This is a genomic window from Plantactinospora sp. KBS50, from assembly GCF_002285795.1.
Lineage (GTDB): Bacteria > Actinomycetota > Actinomycetes > Mycobacteriales > Micromonosporaceae > KBS50.
In genome coordinates this window covers 1,889,592-1,905,253 of the sequence record NZ_CP022961.1, presented here as the reverse complement: position 1 = coordinate 1,905,253, position 15,662 = coordinate 1,889,592, and the positions used below count along the sequence as shown (strand labels likewise).

The window sequence follows — 15,662 nt, the reverse complement described above, 5'->3', positions numbered from 1 at the left end:
AATTATTCAACCGCGCTCATGACGAACCGCTTCGGTGGATCGAGGCTCAGAGACTTCGGGTTCCGTTGACTGACGAGCCGTCGGCGCCGGGCCGGGGCGGGGGCACCGTACTCGCGGGTCCCAGTTTCACCGGCGAGAGAACGGGAGGTTCCGTCCAGCCAGCAGGGGTAGGGCGTTTGCGTGACACTGCCTCACGGATACGATCGGTCAGCTCGTCCCTGAACCGCTCGATGTCGACGGCCTGCATCACGCCTTTCTCGATGAGATATGTCAGTAGCTCCGACGAGCGCACGTCGCGTGCTTCATCGCGATCGATTCCAGCCTTCCAGACCTGCATGATGAGGTCGAAGGTCCCTTCCGCGTCCTTCGGATTTTCGGCCACGTGCGCGAGTAGTAGCTGGTAGGGGTCCAGGTCCAGTCCACGAAGTGCCGAAAGGGCTTCTTTGTGTCTTTCCAGCTCGCCGCGATGTTCGATTCTCCGGATCTCGTTTGCTCGCATGGTGGCGAGCTTGGCCTGCTCGTGCCGCTCGGCTTCGATTTCCCTATGGCGTTGCGAATCTCTGCGGTCAGCCAGGTACTGACGTGCGGCGAGATCGGGGGCGAGCTGTGCGCTGACGTGGTAGATTCTGATTCCTTCAGGAAGGGCGATACCGTCGGCGTGTTCGTGGTTGAACCGCTCCTCGGCGAGGTGTGCCTCATCGATTTCGAATTCCCGGACCGTGGCCCTCAGCGCGTCTGTGACGTAGTTGAGGATCGCGGAGGCGCCATAGGTGATATTGCGGCGTACCACCTCGGCCGGATCCGTCACTCGGAATCCGATATTCAGTGTCGCCTCCAGATGATGGGCGTGCCTTGCGGTTGGCAGGTCCAGTCCGCCCAGTTTCGCGATCCGCCGGTGATCGGCCACGTCTATCTCGTGTCGCGTCCAGGCGAATAGCGATGCCTGGCGCCTCCATGTGAAGCGGACGGTCTTCGGGTCGGTCACCTCGCCCGCGGCGTTCGAGTACACGATGGCCACCCCTGGTCGTGAGTCAGGGGTACGCTGCCAGCCGGGCCAGGCGATAGGTGTCGAGCGAATGATTGGCTGGAATCCACGTGCCATTACGTCTGCTCCAGGTTCGTGGTGTTAGTCTCTAGCTGGTCGAGGTAGCCTTTGACGGCGGTCGCGGTAGTTGTCAGTGGTTGTAGGTGATCAGGGCTGTGCCACTGTTCGACCAGATGGCGTACGATGTGCTGCATCCGCTCGGACTGCTGATGTATTGCGCCGATCAGATATGTGAATGCCCGTCGCATCGTCTGGTTTTTTTCCGCCATGACGGCCCAGTCGGTGAGGGCCGCGGCGGCTGCGTCGCCGAAGGTCCAGGACTCTAGGGCATCTGCCCACAAGAGACGCAGCCTGACCCGCAGCCCTTGGTCACGGTCTGCAAGGACGAGCAGGACCGGCCACAACTTCGGCGCTCCGCGATCGTCGTCACCCATCTCGGCGATCAGCGACAGTGCCGCTTCGAGGAATGCCCACTGCGCTGCCGGTTCGCGCCGGTAGTTGGGCAACCAGTCGCACAGAGTCATCATGATCGGGCCTGCGAGGCGGCAGTCATCCCGACCGGCGAGATCGGAGAGGCTGCGTCCTACAGAGGTTCTGACCTCGTGCTTGTCGATGACGGCAAGCCTGCCGAGCCGGTCGATCAACCACGTCGGGTTGCTCGAGGCGAGGCTCACGCCGTAGGCACGGGCCGCCGTTGCCTGCGTCTGCGTACTGCCTCGGACTCCTCCGTGCCATTCCTCGACGAGACGCATGACGTTCGCCTCCGTGGAGGCGGTCGTCGTTGGCACCCGTAGGGCGTTCGCGACCGCCTCGCGCCGAAGGTTGTCGTCGTCCCGGGCCCAGGGGGCGAACATGCGGTGGTGCAGATAGTCGAAGTTTTGGATGGCAAGTAGCCCGAGGGCTGTCGCAGCGCGAATCCGGACGCGCTCCGGCTGTTCCTTGGCCGACGCCAGTTCGAGCAACCAGGCGGTGATGGCCTCGGTGAATCCGGATCGGCCCCAGAAGTGCTGGATGACGCGCCGGGGATATGTCCGTTCGGAATATTCGACGGCGTGGACGACGGTGCGGCCAAAGGAGTCTCGGGCATACACCTCCCGCTGGCACGCGCGGAACTCGTCCAGCCGGTCCCCGGCACCGGCCCGACTGAGGTCTGTCGGCTTGTTTCTCGTGGTGTCTAGTTCCGACAGCAGCACTCTGCCCGCCTCCGTCACCGTTTGGTGGGGCATCCCGTCGAGTACCGCAAGCGCGACGGCGAAGCAGATGTCCTCGCGGTCGGTGAACCCGTCGAGCCAGATGGTGAAGTCGTCGGCGTTCCGTCGCGCCATCCTGTCTCGCACGAGCGTTATATTGGTCTTGCCGTCTTCGGTGGCGCGCTGGACGAGTTCGGCGAAAGTAGCTGCCCGCCTGCGCGGCAGCTGCGGCACCAGGTCGTCGATGGCCGGGCCCATCCCGTCCTGGTCAAGCACTTGCTCCGCCCGGTAGCCGAGGCGCCAGCGCAGATGGCTCTCGACAATTGCCCGATGCGTCGGGGGGTCGAACGCTGGAAGGCGGTGGTCGAGCGCCTCCTCGTCCGCGAGCCGGGTATCGGGCCCGACGATGATGACGAGCCGAGCCTTAGCCTCCATGAGGAGGTGGTCCAGGTTTCGCAGTTGACGCCCGGAGACAGGCGTCGCCGCCTCGGGCTCGACTACGAGTCCGGCGCCCCTGAGCCGGTCGTCGGGCTGCCGCTGTTCCACCTCGATTGCATCGGCGAGCTGCGCGAGATCCACGGCTGGATCCAGAACGTAGATCGTGTCCTGGGCTGCCTCCAGCAGCAGCCTGATTGCGAGAGTCGTTCTGCCGTGGCCGGCCGGGGCCTGCAGGAGGGAGGTGCTTCGGGCCTTGAAGTCGGCCAGCAACTTCCCCATGTCTCGGGGCGGTACGAACGCGACGCGGGCCGCCTCAAGCAACAGGGGAGACAGACGGCGCATCCGCGCGGGTGTCTCGCTCCGACCGAAAGAGATCATGTACTTGTCGCCGCCGACCAGGTCGCCCTGAATCAGCACCCGTTCAGCTTCTTCCAACCACTGTTGACGCCGAGTCGCGCCTCCAGGGTCAGTCGTCGTCGCGTCGCCCAGCGAGGTTCCCATACCGGCCGGTCCGGCGCGACCGTTCACCCCGCCCGCGCCGCCGGTCTCACGGCCCACGCCTGGGGCCGCGTTCTCGGTGCCGGCAGGGGTGGCCGTCTCCCGGCCTGGGGCCCCCGCGTCCGGTCCAGGGTCGTCCGCAGTGGGACCCGGCCCCTCACTCATCCCGGGTCACGTACTTGGAGCCGTTGACGATGTCTCCGCCCACTCGTACACGGCCGTTGAAGGTAATACCACCGGCCGCAGGTGGTTTGTCCGACTGCTTGGCGCCGGCGCCGGGACCGCTGCTCGCCACGACAAGCTCCTCGAGTCGGTCGAGCAGGCATCTGAGGTCCCGGTCCGCACTCCGATGACGCAGAGTGAGGTACTGGCGGTGCTCGAGCGCGGCGAGCGACTCCGGCAGAACGCCGTCGGAAGGCTTCGTAGCGCCGCCCACCAGCACAGGAATGATCGGAAGTCCGATCTGGAGAGCGAATTCGATTTCCTGCCGTACGAAATCGTCAGTGCGATCTACGCGGCGTTCGCCATCCGCGTCGGGAACGAGCCATCTGGGACCAATGACGACAACCATCGCTACACATCTGGCGAGCTGACCCCACAGCGTTGGCCGAAAATCGGCTCCGAGTGGAATTGACTTACTATCCAGGAAGGATGCAGCCTCTCCTAGTCGCTGGTCAATACTCTGAGCCAGCATCACGGCGGCCGATGGATCGTCATTGTTCCGATAGCTGATAAAAACCTTTGCCATTGCGTTCTACTCCCGAGGTGGGTTCGCATCTGTTCCAGGGGCCGCGGATTGGCACCCGGTAACATACCCCCAGGCGTCCACTTGGGTATGCGCCAACGCTCAGCCTGCCCGGACGAAGGCACACCTATGGATGATCGGCTCGCAGAGGGGGGAAGTCCAGCCGGTGCCTGTTGCCCGCAGAGAGGGAAACGGGACACGCCGCCTGGTATCCCGGAACCTCCGGTCCTCGGTCGTGCCCCGACGACCGCGCCTGCTGCGGCCATCCAGCCGAACGCGACCGCGGATGCCAGTTCGGGCCACCATAGGGCAACCGAGCCGGCGGTGATGCCAAGAGCGACCGCACCACAACGTCGTATCAAGCCAAGGCCAATGAGCTTCGCCGCCATCGTCGTCCAATCGTTGATATGGATCACCGCCACCAGCTCTTCCATCGAGTTGAATGCCTCCTGTAGGCTCACGCCAGCAGGTCGCTAATAGCAGCATGCAGCGTCGCGGGGCCAGCGGACAGTTGTTGCCCAGCCAGTTACTTCCTAGGCAACGGGAGACGAGATGCCTCGAAGCGTCGAAAAAGACACAAAGTCATTCGGAAGGGCGTTACGGGAACGTCGCAACAACGCTGGCCTGTCACTCACGGAACTGAGCCAGATGGTTCATTACAGCAAGAGCTACCTCAGCAAGATCGAGAATGGATTGAAGATTCCGAGCCCGGATCTGGCGCGCAGGTGCGACGCGCAGTTGGACGCTCGTGGAGCCCTGGCCGCGCTCGCGCCGGAGGCGTCGCCGAGCCCCTCGCCTCCTCCGGCGGGTACGGCGGACGTCTGGACGATGGGTCTCAGCCCCGACGGATACAGCGAGTTCAGTGGCCGGCACCGGCAAGGCCCCCAGACAACCGGGGTAGCCACCGTGTATACGTGGACGCTGGAGCCGACCTCCGGCCCACGTCACACCGAAGGCGAAACCTTACCCACCTTCCTGACGATATTTCAGGAGTCACGCCGTCTCGGACAGACGATCGCACCAGCGGCACTGATCCCTATGCTGATCGCGCAGACTAACGCCCTCCGAGTGATGGCGCCGCAGGCGAGGTCCGACGACCGGAATCGCATACTCACCCTCGCCGCGCGCTTCGCCGAGTACACGGGCTGGATGGCCCAAGAAGCCGGCGACGACGGGGCGGCGATGTGGTGGACAGATCACGCTTGCGACCTCGCCGAGGCAGCCGGATACCACGACCTCGCAGCGTACGCACTTGTCCGGCAGGCGCTGATCACGATGTATCGACACAATGCCCCCGGCACCGTCGAACTTGCGCACCTAGCCCAGGAGCAGACGCAAAATCCCAGAATCCGTGGACTGGCCGCGCAACGTGAAGCCCAAGGACATGCCATCGCCGGTGATTACGACGCCTGCATGAGGGCTCTCGACCGCGCCCGCGACCTGCTGAACGTGCCCAGCGAAGACGGCGAACCCATGATCGGCACGTCAACCGTCGAGGATCCGGTCACCCTCGCGACCGCCTGGTGCCTCCATGATCTCGGACGTCCGGCAGCAGCGGTCGAACTGTTCGATGCCGCGATCCGTCGTATCCCCGCGCACGCGCACCGTGCAAGAGCCCGCTACACGGCTCGGTGGGCGCTTGCGTTGGCCGCCGCAGGAGAGACCGAGCGGGCGTGTCTCGAGGCGGAGCCCGTCCTAGAGGCCCTCGCCCGTGCGGACTCCGCCACAATCCGCGTGGACCTCCGTCGGCTCGCTCAGGAACTTGCGCGGGCACACCACAGGACTGCGGTGCGGAGCCTCGCACCCCGCCTTGCCTTGGCCCTGCACACCGGCACCCTCCACACTTGATCGGCAGCCGTCCCAGGCCCCACCCGGTTGATGGGTCAGGACAAGCACTGGCTCCGGTAGGAGCCCGCGACACGGCGTCTTACTCACGGATCCTCGGTGACCGGGCCAGGTAAGGCCAGGTTGAGTCGAACGTGGCGGTGGGATCGGCTTCCTCGCAGACGGACGGGTCGTCACCGGGCCAGGCTGTCCGTAACCTACCGTTCGCCCCCGTGGCTGTGACCCGGCAGAACGATGACGTTACCGCTCGTTGCCGGCCGGCGCCCCGGTCCGGTTCGTGCCGACGAAGTGGCCCGGCTACCTGGTTGCTGCGGAGCAGGGCGGTGACATCACCGCGGACCGCCATACTGGAAGTTGGCCGTGCTGGTCGGCCTGCGCGACGGTCCGCGCTCCGGTGACGTCTTCGTGCCTGGCTCGCGCCGGTACGCCGATCCGGCGTCGTTCCACCGGGGGAGGCTTGTTGGCGAGCAGCAGCGCGGCCAGCCTGGTGTAGGTCAGGTCGTTCCGATGGACGGACGGGCCGTGTGGGCTATGGCACGACCGTGCCGAGTCCTGTAGACCGCATCAGCTGGCCGAACAGGGTCCGCACCATGCAGGTCAGGTCCTTCTTCGCCTCCGCTGCGGACACGTGGGCGGTGCGTTGGTATGTCCCTCCCTCCCAGGCCACGACGTCATTGCGTATCGCCATGCGTCTGAATGTGTCCTGCTCAACCTGCAAGGTTTCGGGAAGTGCGCCGTCGATGGCATCGACTCGGACGCCGATGTCTACGCCGGTATCGGTCAGCCCGGCCGACCGGCAAACCTGGCGCACCATGCAGGCCGTCCACATCGAAGAGGTCCACATCTTCATCCAGTCGAACGCCGAGCGCGCCGGCTGGATGTTCCACTCCGGGTGTACCAGGTTGTCCACCGCGAAGTGCACCGCGCCGGACTCGTAGACGACGAGGTAACCTCGCGTGCCTTCCCCGTCGTTTCGCGGTCGCGTGATCCGGCCGACACCAGCGGGCCAGCGCTCGGGTGTGCTTGCCCATCCGCGTGTGGGATTCCACGCGTGCGCGACGAATCGGCCGAGCGTGGGAGCGCCATCCGCGAGCCGATCGACGGCAGCTGTTGCCTTCTCGGCCTGCTCGTCGAGCCACCGGTAGTAGCCGGCCGGGGCCTGAAAATCCGCCAGAAGCTCGTCGTTATGGTTCCCCGTCGGATACGCCACCACCGCGAGACGTCCCGTCGGCGCCAGCTCCCCGAACACATCCGGGCTCGACAGCGCGGCCGCGATGTGGCTAACCCGCATGGTGCGTCGACGAATCAGCGCCTCAACCTGGGCGTCGGACAGCCGGTACGTGGAGCATTCGTCGCGGCCGTAGTACCGCTTGTTCGCCTGGTGCGGGGCGAGCGGGCTCACCGGGACCCGAATGAACACGATGCCGCGGGTCTGCTCGTCGGGGTCAGCCAGTACGTGGCACTCGACGTGCAGCGGCGGGTCAAGCGCGCGGGCGGCGTCCTCCACCCGCTCGATGATGCCGGCGAGCGGGACCGGCGTCGGCCTGGTCGCCTTCCGCGTCGCCTTGTTCTCCTCCACCCCGACGACCAGGACGCCGCTGTCGTTGGCGAGGGACGCGATGTCGCCGCGCATCTCCTCGTTCTGACTGGGCTTGTACTCGGTCTTCAGCTCAAGGTAGTGGTGCTCGAAGACCTTGCCGTTGTTGATGTCGTCGACCGCTTCGGCGTACGACGCAGGTTCCCAGCCAGGACGCGGAGTTGTCACGGCGGTCCATAATTCACCGCCCCAGTCGCCGTTCGCAAACGGACCGGCCAGCGTGTCTACCGTGCTGCCGGCTGCGGCCGGGCGGGCGGGCGGGCGGGCGAGTCACGATGGCGCAGCGGGCCCTGGGCTGGCCTACTCGTCCCACTGCTGCTGCAGATCACAGACGCGGCATAGTCCTGAGGCGGCTTCAGGTACAGCACCCACCGGCAGGATCAACAGTACGAGATTCGACCACCGCGACGCCGGCCACGCAACGCAGGCCAGGAACTCCTGCAGGCTCGGTCGCCACCCGTCGAGCCGCATCGGCCCTCCTCCTGAACGCCGAGGTTGAAGAAACTAACGCTTCCACACTCGAAAAGCGCCCGCCCTTGGGAGCAGGACTTCCTAGTCTCGGAAGCGCTCTCCCCCGGACAGGTGTCTGTCGAGGCCAGAGGCCATCGGGCGAGCGCTTCCACACTCCGGAGGACTGCACCGCCGCTCCAGCTTCCACCGCCGCCACTGGCGACCCGCCACCGACGGCAACCCCACCAACGGCATCCCCGCCATCATCCGCGGACTCCACTTCCACGACCTTCGACACAGCCACAAGACCTGGCTCATCGAAGACGACGTGCCCGAGGTCGCCCAAGCCAAGCGACTAGGCCACCGCCTACCCGGCATCCGAGGCATCTACAGCCACGTCAGCCCCATCGTCGAGCAACGCCTCGTCGACAGACTGCAAGCACGCTGGGAACGCACACCCCGACCCCAAGGTGACAACACTTCCCACTAGGAAGTGCTCACCTGGGAGCAGGACAATCCGTTAACGGAAGCTGTCACCCCCAGGGAGCGGCCCCGCTCCCCAGATGCTCCCCGCGTAAGGCCCCGAACAACAGAAAGCCCGTTACCGGATATCCAGCAACGGGCCGCTCCAACTGCCTATATAACCTGTGGGCGATACTGGGTTTGAACCAGTGACCTCTTCCGTGTCAAGGAAGCGCGCTCCCACTGCGCCAATCGCCCTCGTCTGGTTGCCGAGGTGGAGACGGGATTTGAACCCGTGTACACGGCTTTGCAGGCCGTTGCCTCGCCTCTCGGCCACTCCACCGAGGTTGCCCCCGACGTGCATGGTGGCATCTCCGAGCGGACGACGGGATTCGAACCCGCGACCCTCACCTTGGCAAGGTGATGCGCTACCAGCTGCGCTACGTCCGCACATCCCCGGGCGTTCCCCGGCGACGGATCAGAACTTTAGCCGAGTGCGGCGGCGGATGCCAACTCGGGGTCGGCGTCCCGCGCGTCCGGACCGCGAGCCTCCGCCCACCGGCCGATCCGCACATGATCCGGACGGGATCAGGACGGGATCCGGGCGTGGAGATCGACACGCCCGACCGGGGTTCGGCCAATCGATCTTCGGGCGGCCCGAAACGATCACCGGAACCACCCCGGCCCCACGATCAACAAGAGGCACGCCCCGACGCCTGGATTCGCAGCCGAATCCCCTACCAGAGAATCAGCGATCTCGATATCAAACGGATGGAGGAGTCCGAACGTTGCATTGCGAAGTGTCCGATTGTTGACTCTTCGTCATAGCCCAACACCGCCCTCGGTAACTCCCCGTGTCCGGATCAATGGATTACCGTAGCCGCGTGACGAGACGTGCGGCAGAGGTCCGCCTTGATTCGCTGCTGCGCACGGCGTGCGACGTGATCATCGAGCGTGGCCTGGCCAACACGCGTACGGCCGACGTCGCGCACGCGGCCGGCGTCAGCCAGGCCCTCGTCTTCTATCACTTCTCGACGAAGGAACGGCTGCTCGCACGGGCCTTCGCGTACGCCGCCGAGCGGGACCTGACCCGGCTGGACGCGGTGATCCGGTCCAACACGCCGCCGCTGGCCAAGCTCAAGCGGATCATCAAGCTGTACGCGCCGAGCGGCCGGTCCACCTCCTGGGCGCTGTGGATCGACGGCTGGGCGGAGTCGCTGCGCACTCCGGAGTTGGAGAAGGTCTCCCGGCGGCTGGACCTGCGGTGGAAGGAAACGCTCACCGAGGTCATCTCGGCCGGCGTGCAGGATGGCACGTTCACCTGCCCCGACCCGCCGGGCGCCGCCTGGCGGATCAACGCGCTGATCGACGGGCTCGCGATCCAGGTGTCGGTGCACGACCGGGTGATCAGCCGGCGGCAGCTCGGCGAGTGGATCCGGCTGGCCGCCGCCCGTGAGCTGGGCATCGAGCCGGCCGACCTGGCCTGATCCGGTACGTCCCTTCCACCGCCCCGCGATCGTTGACCGGTACGGCCACCCCACCGGACAAGCTCGCGAGGATGGACCGCCATGAAACGACTGGATTCCCGGACCGGACCCGGCGACCGGCACGAGCCCGGCGCCCCGACCGGACCCGGTGACCAGACCGGATCTGACGGCCAGGCCGGGCCGGACACCCAGCCAGGGCCGGACACCGAGCCCGGGCCGGACACCGAGCCCGGCGAGCCGGGATGGCGGGCCGACCGACCCGACCTGCGCGCCATGACCAGCACCGCCACGACCGGCACCGCCACGACCAGCACCGCCGCGACCAGCACCGCCACCTCGGCCGGACCGGACAGTCCCGACGAGGCGGACCGTCCGAACGGCTTCGGTCTCCACTTCGGCTTCCGCGCCGACATCGAGGGCCTGCGGGGGCTCGCCGTCCTGGTGATTCTGGTCGGTGCCGCGGCGCCGAGCCTGCTGCCGGGCGGGTTCGTCGGACTCGACGTCTTCTTCGTGGTCTCCGGCTTCCTGGTCACCGGTGTCCTGGCCAGCGACCTGGAGCGGGCGGGTCGGATCGACCCGCTGGCGTTCTACGCGCGCCGGGCGCGCCGGCTGCTGCCCGCCGCACTGCTGGTGCTGCTGGTGAGCCTGCTGCTGACCGGGCTGTTCCTGCCCCGGGAGCGCTGGTCGGGCACCGGGTGGGACGCGATGGCCGCCGGCCTGTACGTGTTGAACTGGCGCCTCGCCGGGCAGGATCCGACCGGCGATCCGAGCATTCTGCGCCACTACTGGGCGCTCGGGGTGGCCGAGCAGGCGTACCTGATCTGGCCGCTGGTGCTGGCGCTGGCCCTGCTCGGCGCGGGCCGGTTCACCGCCGGCCCGCGGCTGTGGCAGATCCGCATGCTGATCGGTCTGGGCGTGGTGGCGGTGGCCTCGTTCGGTTGGTCCGTGTCGCTGGCCGCGAGCGAGCCGGCGCGGGCGTACCTGGCCAGCACCGCCCGGTTCTGGGAGTTGGCCCTCGGCGGCGGCGTGGCGCTGCTCGGCACCTGGCTCGGACGGCTGTCCCGGACCGCGGCCACGGCACTGGCCTGGGCGGGACTGGCCGCGGTGGTCGCGGCCGTACCGCTGGCGGGCGCCCTCGGCGGCACCGACGGCTTCGCCGGCTGGCCGGCACTGGTGCCCGCGCTGGGCACCGCGGCCCTGCTCGCCGGCGGCGGAACAGCAGGCGCCGGCGGGTCGGGCGGTGCCGGCGGTGGGCGGATCGGTGCCGGCGGTGGGCGGATCGGTGCCGGCGGTCCGGCGCTGCTGCTGCGGCGGCGCCCGCTGCGCGAGCTGGGCGCCATCGCGTACCCGCTCTACCTGTGGCACTGGCCGCTGCTCGTCGTGGCCGGCGTCCTGTTCGGCCCGCTCGGCCCGGTCGCCTCGCTGGCCGTGGTGCTGGCCGCGGTCGTACCCGCCATGTTGACCCACCGGTACGTCGAGAACCCGGTCCGCCGGTCGCCGGTGCTGGTCGAGCAGCCGCACAGCGCGCTGCACCTGGGTGCGGTCTGCACCAGCGTGGCCGCCGCGGCGGGGCTGCTGTTCCAGTTTGCGCTCTGGCCGTCGACCTCGGCGACGTTGCCCACCTCGGCGGTGCTGCCGGCCGGCTCGGCGAGTCCCAGCGTGTCCACATCGGTCGGTGCGGACGGCGACGACCCGGCGGGGCCGGACGCCGACGCGCCGCCCGGCGCGGCGGTGCTGGGCAGCAAGCCGCGCAACGACCGGCACGGCACCCCGGTCGACCGGGTGGCGAGGATCGTTCCGGAGCCCGGCTCCGCCCGGGCCGACGTCTCGGACGCCTACCGGCACGACTGCGTGGCGCCGATGGCCGAGGGCGCGGCGGCGTCCTGCGGGTACGGCGACCGGGAGGCGACGTTCACGGTGGCGCTGGTCGGCGACGCGCGGGCCGCCGCCTGGCTGCCCGCGCTCCAGGAGGTGATCCGGACCAACGGCTGGCGCCTGGTGACGTACCTGAAGGAGGGTTGCCCGCTCACCCTGGGTTCGGTGGCGCGGGCCGGCGCCACGGACGCCGATCGGGCGTACCCGGAGTGCACGGAGTGGAACGGGAAGGTGCGGGCCGCCCTGCCCGGGGACCGGCCGTCGCTTGTCATCACCACCAACGCCCGGTTCACGCCGGTGGTCGACGGCCGGACGCTGACCGGGGACCGTGCCGTGCGGGCCGCGGCGGACGGGCAGCACCGGATGTGGTCCGCCCTGGCGACCGAGAAGAGGCCGCTTGTCGTGCTCCGCGACACGCCGACCCCGTCGATCGACGTACCGGAGTGTGTGGGGGAGAACACGCGGCGGTTGACCCGGTGCACCACCTCGCGCACGACGGCGCTGGGGTCCGGCGCGGGCGAGGCGCAGGAGCGGGCGGCGAGCGGGTTGCGGCACGTCAGCATGATCGACCTGAACGACGCGATCTGCCCGACGTCCCGGTGTGCCCCGGTGATCGGCGAGACCCTCGTCTACGGCAGTGGCGGCGGCCTGACCGCCACCTACGCCCGTACCCTCGCCCCACGTCTGGCGACGGCGCTCAAGCGCGAGCTGTCCTAGCCCCGCCGGGTCGCAGCGAGAAGGGCCGCGCGGCGGCGGCGCTACCAGACGTCGCTGCGGCGGCGCCGCTGCCGGTTGCGAGCCGGCACCCCGCCGGTCGCGCCCGCCCCGGCCAGCCCGGAATCGGCGGCGGCCCGGTCCGTGCTGATCAGCCGCCGCAACCCGAGCAACAGGCCGAGGCCGAGCACCAGCAGCAGACCGCCGAAGACGAAGGACGCCTGTACGCCGCTGAAGCCGGCCGCTTTCGGGGTGGAACCGCCCGCGCCGGTACCGCTGTCGACCTCGGCCGCCGCGGGGGTCTCGTCCGTCTCCTCGGGCTCGTCCAGGGGCAGGTCGGTCGCGTACTCCTGGGACGGCGTCGGTGTCGGGGAGCCGGTGCTGGCGGTCGCGGCCGGCGCGGTGGTGGCCGCCGCGGTCGCCGCCGGCGTGGCGGACGGGACCGACGGGGCCGGCGCGGCGAGGCCCGATCCCGGTACGTCCCGGGTCACCGCGGCCCGGCCGACGGGTTGTTGGCTGCCGTCGGACGCCTCCGCCTGGAGGGTGACCCGCCCGTTCGCGATGTCCGGCGCGAAGGCCAGCCGGTAACGGGCGGTGACGGTACGTCCCCGGCAGAGCGCCCCGGGGTCCGGTTGCTGGTCGGTCAGCCGCAGCGAGTTGCCGTCGGCGCGGGTCTGGACCGGGAAGTCCCCGTCGTCCTCGAACCGCTGCACCTGGACCTGGTCCAGCCGCATGCCGGTCACCCGCAGCAGCAGCGACCAGCGCACCCGGCGGCAGTCGCCGGCCGCCGTGGTGGCGGCCACCGCGGCCACCGTGCTGGTGCTGCCGGCGGCGAACCGCGGCGCCTCGATCCGGACGCTGTCCCCGACCGCGGCCCGCGCCGCGGTCGGCGCCCCGGCGACGCCGAGCCCGATGCCGAGCCCGATGCCGAGCCCGATGCCGACCGCGATCAGCACGGCCATCAGCCGGACCGGCCTGCGCCACACCATTGCCACCGCCTCACGCCTGCACACCGGACGCGGCGGCCGCACCGGCCGGGCGCCGGGCACGGCACCGCCGCGTTTCCCGCAACGCTAGGGTCTGCGACCGGGCGCGGAAAGATGGCGTTCTCCGCACCCAGCGGCAATGATCGGACCCATTTTCACGACCCGTGGTGAACCGGTGACGCCACCACTCAGGGTGACGTCGGCACGGGCGACGCCCGCGGCCGGGCAAGGTCCGCCGGCACAAGTCCGCCGGAACGCGTCCGCTGGAACACGTCCGCTGGAACACGTCCCTGGACGGCTCCGCCGGGGCCGGCCGGCGGCAGGGCACAATCGGTGACCGTGTCCGACTCCACCACGGCGTTCGTCCGCCGGAACGCCCGGCTCGCACCGGTCGCCTTCGTCCCGGAGATCAGGCTGCACCAGGCCGACGAGCCGATCGGGCTGTGGGAGCTGACCGAGGGTGAGTTCCGCAGCGAGCAGCCGCCGCCGTTCTGGGCGTTCGCCTGGGCCGGTGGCCAGGCGCTCGCCCGGTACGTGCTGGACCACCCGGCCGTGGTCGCCGACCGGCGGGTGCTGGACCTGGCCTCCGGCTCCGGCCTCGTCGCGGTCGCGGCGGCCCGGGCCGGCGCGGCCGGGGTCCGGGCCGTCGAGGTGGACCCGCGCGCCGTGACCGCCATCGAACTCAACGCCGCCGCCAACGGCGTACGGGTGGGGGCGGAACTGGCCGATCTGCTCGCCGGGGATGCCGGCGACGCCGAGGTGGTGCTCGCGGGGGACGTCTTCTACAGCGCCGCCATGGCGGAACGGGTGATCCGGTTCCTGCTGCGGGCCGCTCACGACGGCGCCACCGTGCTGGTGGGCGACCCGGACCGGGCGTTCCTGCCGCGGGAGCGGTTCGACCGGGTCGCCGGGTACGAGGTGCCGGTGCCGCCGGCGTTGGAGAGCGTACGGGTGAAGCCCACCACGGTGTGGCGGCTGCGTCCGCCGCGGACGCGACCCACTGGTTAGGGTCTGCCGGTGCTGTTGCGCAGTTGGGACGCCCCGGCCGATCGGTCGTGGCCCGGCGTCGCCGCCGTCACCGACCATGTGGGCGTCGAGCACGCCCTGGTGACCCGGCACGCGCTGGTCCGCCGGGTGCTCGCCGACCCCGACACCTTCCGGCCGGACAACGCGCTCGACGCGCTCACCCCGATTCCGGTGCCGGCGCTGCGGATCCTGGCCCGGCACGGTTTCCGGCTGCCGCCGACGCTCGCCAACAACTCCTCGCCGTCGCATCCGGACATCCGGGCCGCGGTGGCGGACGCGCTGCACCCGGCCCGGGTCGCCGCGCAGCAGCCGTGGCTGGCCGGGCTGGTGGCCGAGCGGGTCGCCGGCCTGACCGCCCGGCTGGCCGCCGGCCGGGAGGTGGACCTGTACGCCGACCTCGCGACCGACCTGCCGCTGCTGGTGCTGGCCCGCCTGGTGGATCTGCCGGCGGCCGGGGTGGCGGTGGTGAAGGAGTTCTCCCGGTCCGCGCTGGAGCTGTTCTGGGCGCCGGTGAGCCCGGACCGGCAGCGGGACCTGGCCGCCACGGTCGGCCGGTTCGCGGCGCTGCTGCGCGAGTTCGCCGGCACCGGTCCCGGGCTGGCCGCGCGGCTGCGGGCGGCGGGGCACCCGGTGGACGTGGTGGTCGGTGCGCTGTTCTTCCTGCTGGTGGCCGGGCAGGAGACCACCTCCCAGTTCCTCACCCTGCTGCTGCACCGGCTGCACGGCGAGCCGGCCGTGCTCGCCGGGTTGGCCGCCGGGACCGTGCCGGTGGCCGACGTGGTGGAGGAAGGGCTGCGCCTGGTGCCGCCGATCGTGACCTGGCGCCGGGTGGCCGCGCGGGACACCGAACTGGACGGCACCCCGGTGCCGGCCGGCCGCAGCGTGGTGCTCTGGCTGGCCCGCGCCGGCCGTGATCCCGAGGCGTTCGCCGCGCCGGAGGAGTTCCGGCCCGGTCAGCGCGGCTCGCGCCGGCACCTGGCGTTCGGTGCCGGGGCGCACCGGTGCGTGGGCGCGCAGTTGTCCCGGATGGAGGCCGCGGTGGTGGTCGCCGGGGCGGCGCCGCTGCTGGCCGGCACCAGCGTGGTGCGGGCGCCCCGCTGCCCGGACAACCTCTCGTTCCGGATGCCCGACGCCTTCGTGATCCGCCGTTGAGGCGGCATCCGCGCGAGTGACGTCCGCGCGGGCGACCGCCGCTGAGGCGCCATCCACGCGAGCGACGTCCGCGCGGGCGGCGTCCGGCGCGTCCGGCGTCCGCGCGAGCGGCGTCCGCGCGAGCGGCGTCCGGCGCGTCCGGCCGCGCGCCG

General features: G+C 69.7%; 10 protein-coding genes, 3 tRNA genes and 1 pseudogene. 6 read left to right on the top strand and 8 right to left on the bottom strand.

Going from position 1 to position 15,662, the window contains the following annotated elements; translation table 11 throughout:
- Positions 1-46: 46 nt before the first annotated feature.
- The 3 genes from CIK06_RS29215 to CIK06_RS08615 form a co-directional block, all read right to left on the bottom strand.
- The gene (locus tag CIK06_RS29215) at positions 47-1,009 is read right to left on the bottom strand and encodes a hypothetical protein (RefSeq protein WP_157756653.1); all 963 of its coding nucleotides are present in this window, start codon (positions 1,007-1,009) and stop codon (positions 47-49) included.
- Between the two features lie 92 nt (positions 1,010-1,101).
- Entirely contained in the window at positions 1,102-3,090 is a 1,989-nt protein-coding gene (locus CIK06_RS08620) for a hypothetical protein (RefSeq protein WP_095564388.1), read from the bottom strand.
- Between the two features lie 238 nt (positions 3,091-3,328).
- Positions 3,329-3,919, bottom strand: a complete 591-nt coding sequence (locus CIK06_RS08615) for a toll/interleukin-1 receptor domain-containing protein (protein ID WP_095564387.1) — start codon at positions 3,917-3,919, stop codon at positions 3,329-3,331.
- Positions 3,920-4,468: 549 nt separating this feature from the next.
- Here CIK06_RS08615 and CIK06_RS08610 point away from each other — a divergent pair.
- Both CIK06_RS08610 and CIK06_RS32335 read left to right on the top strand, forming a co-directional pair.
- Entirely contained in the window at positions 4,469-5,764 is a 1,296-nt protein-coding gene (locus tag CIK06_RS08610) for a helix-turn-helix transcriptional regulator (protein WP_095564386.1), read from the top strand.
- Positions 5,765-6,005: 241 nt separating this feature from the next.
- A pseudogene (locus CIK06_RS32335) lies at positions 6,006-6,205 on the top strand (hypothetical protein); the annotation flags it as partial.
- A gap of 85 nt (positions 6,206-6,290) precedes the next feature.
- On the opposite strand, the gene CIK06_RS08600 reads toward CIK06_RS32335, so the two are convergent.
- The 4 genes from CIK06_RS08600 to CIK06_RS08580 form a co-directional block, all read right to left on the bottom strand.
- Positions 6,291-7,526: a helix-turn-helix domain-containing protein gene (locus tag CIK06_RS08600; protein ID WP_095564385.1), complete on the bottom strand. Its 1,236-nt coding sequence runs from the start codon at positions 7,524-7,526 to the stop codon at positions 6,291-6,293.
- A 930-nt stretch (positions 7,527-8,456) separates the two neighbouring features.
- A tRNA-Val gene (locus CIK06_RS08590) sits at positions 8,457-8,528 on the bottom strand.
- Between the two features lie 14 nt (positions 8,529-8,542).
- Positions 8,543-8,613: transfer RNA gene (locus tag CIK06_RS08585), tRNA-Cys, on the bottom strand.
- Between the two features lie 34 nt (positions 8,614-8,647).
- Positions 8,648-8,720: transfer RNA gene (locus tag CIK06_RS08580), tRNA-Gly, on the bottom strand.
- A 434-nt stretch (positions 8,721-9,154) separates the two neighbouring features.
- Between CIK06_RS08580 and CIK06_RS08575 the strand changes: the two genes are divergently transcribed.
- Positions 9,155-9,757 carry a TetR/AcrR family transcriptional regulator gene (locus CIK06_RS08575; RefSeq protein WP_095564384.1) on the top strand — a complete coding sequence of 201 codons (603 nt, stop codon included), beginning with the start codon at positions 9,155-9,157 and terminating at the stop codon, positions 9,755-9,757.
- A gap of 81 nt (positions 9,758-9,838) precedes the next feature.
- Positions 9,839-12,349 (top strand): acyltransferase family protein, encoded by a 2,511-nt coding sequence (locus tag CIK06_RS08570; RefSeq protein ID WP_232534086.1) that lies wholly within the window; start codon positions 9,839-9,841, stop codon positions 12,347-12,349.
- A gap of 41 nt (positions 12,350-12,390) precedes the next feature.
- On the opposite strand, the gene CIK06_RS08565 is transcribed toward CIK06_RS08570, so the two are convergent.
- Positions 12,391-13,335 (bottom strand): hypothetical protein, encoded by a 945-nt coding sequence (locus tag CIK06_RS08565; RefSeq protein ID WP_095564383.1) that lies wholly within the window; start codon positions 13,333-13,335, stop codon positions 12,391-12,393.
- A gap of 336 nt (positions 13,336-13,671) precedes the next feature.
- Between CIK06_RS08565 and CIK06_RS08560 the strand changes: the two genes are divergently transcribed.
- Positions 13,672-14,340, top strand: coding sequence for a methyltransferase (locus CIK06_RS08560; RefSeq protein ID WP_095567665.1), 669 nt, complete (start codon positions 13,672-13,674; stop codon positions 14,338-14,340).
- A gap of 9 nt (positions 14,341-14,349) precedes the next feature.
- A complete protein-coding gene (locus CIK06_RS08555) occupies positions 14,350-15,510 on the top strand; it encodes a cytochrome P450 (RefSeq protein ID WP_095564382.1) in 1,161 nt (386 codons plus the stop codon).
- The last annotated feature ends 152 nt before the right edge of the window (positions 15,511-15,662 follow it).

Bases quoted from the DNA above. Each gene is read 5' to 3' on its own strand.
- CIK06_RS08615 (WP_095564387.1), bottom strand. From the start codon at position 3,919: ATGGCAAAGGTTTTTATCAGCTATCGGAACAATGACGATCCATCGGCC.
- CIK06_RS08610 (WP_095564386.1), top strand. From the start codon at position 4,469: ATGCCTCGAAGCGTCGAAAAAGACACAAAGTCATTCGGAAGGGCGTTA.
- CIK06_RS08570 (WP_232534086.1), top strand. From the start codon at position 9,839: ATGAAACGACTGGATTCCCGGACCGGACCCGGCGACCGGCACGAGCCC.
- CIK06_RS08565 (WP_095564383.1), bottom strand. From the start codon at position 13,335: ATGGTGTGGCGCAGGCCGGTCCGGCTGATGGCCGTGCTGATCGCGGTC.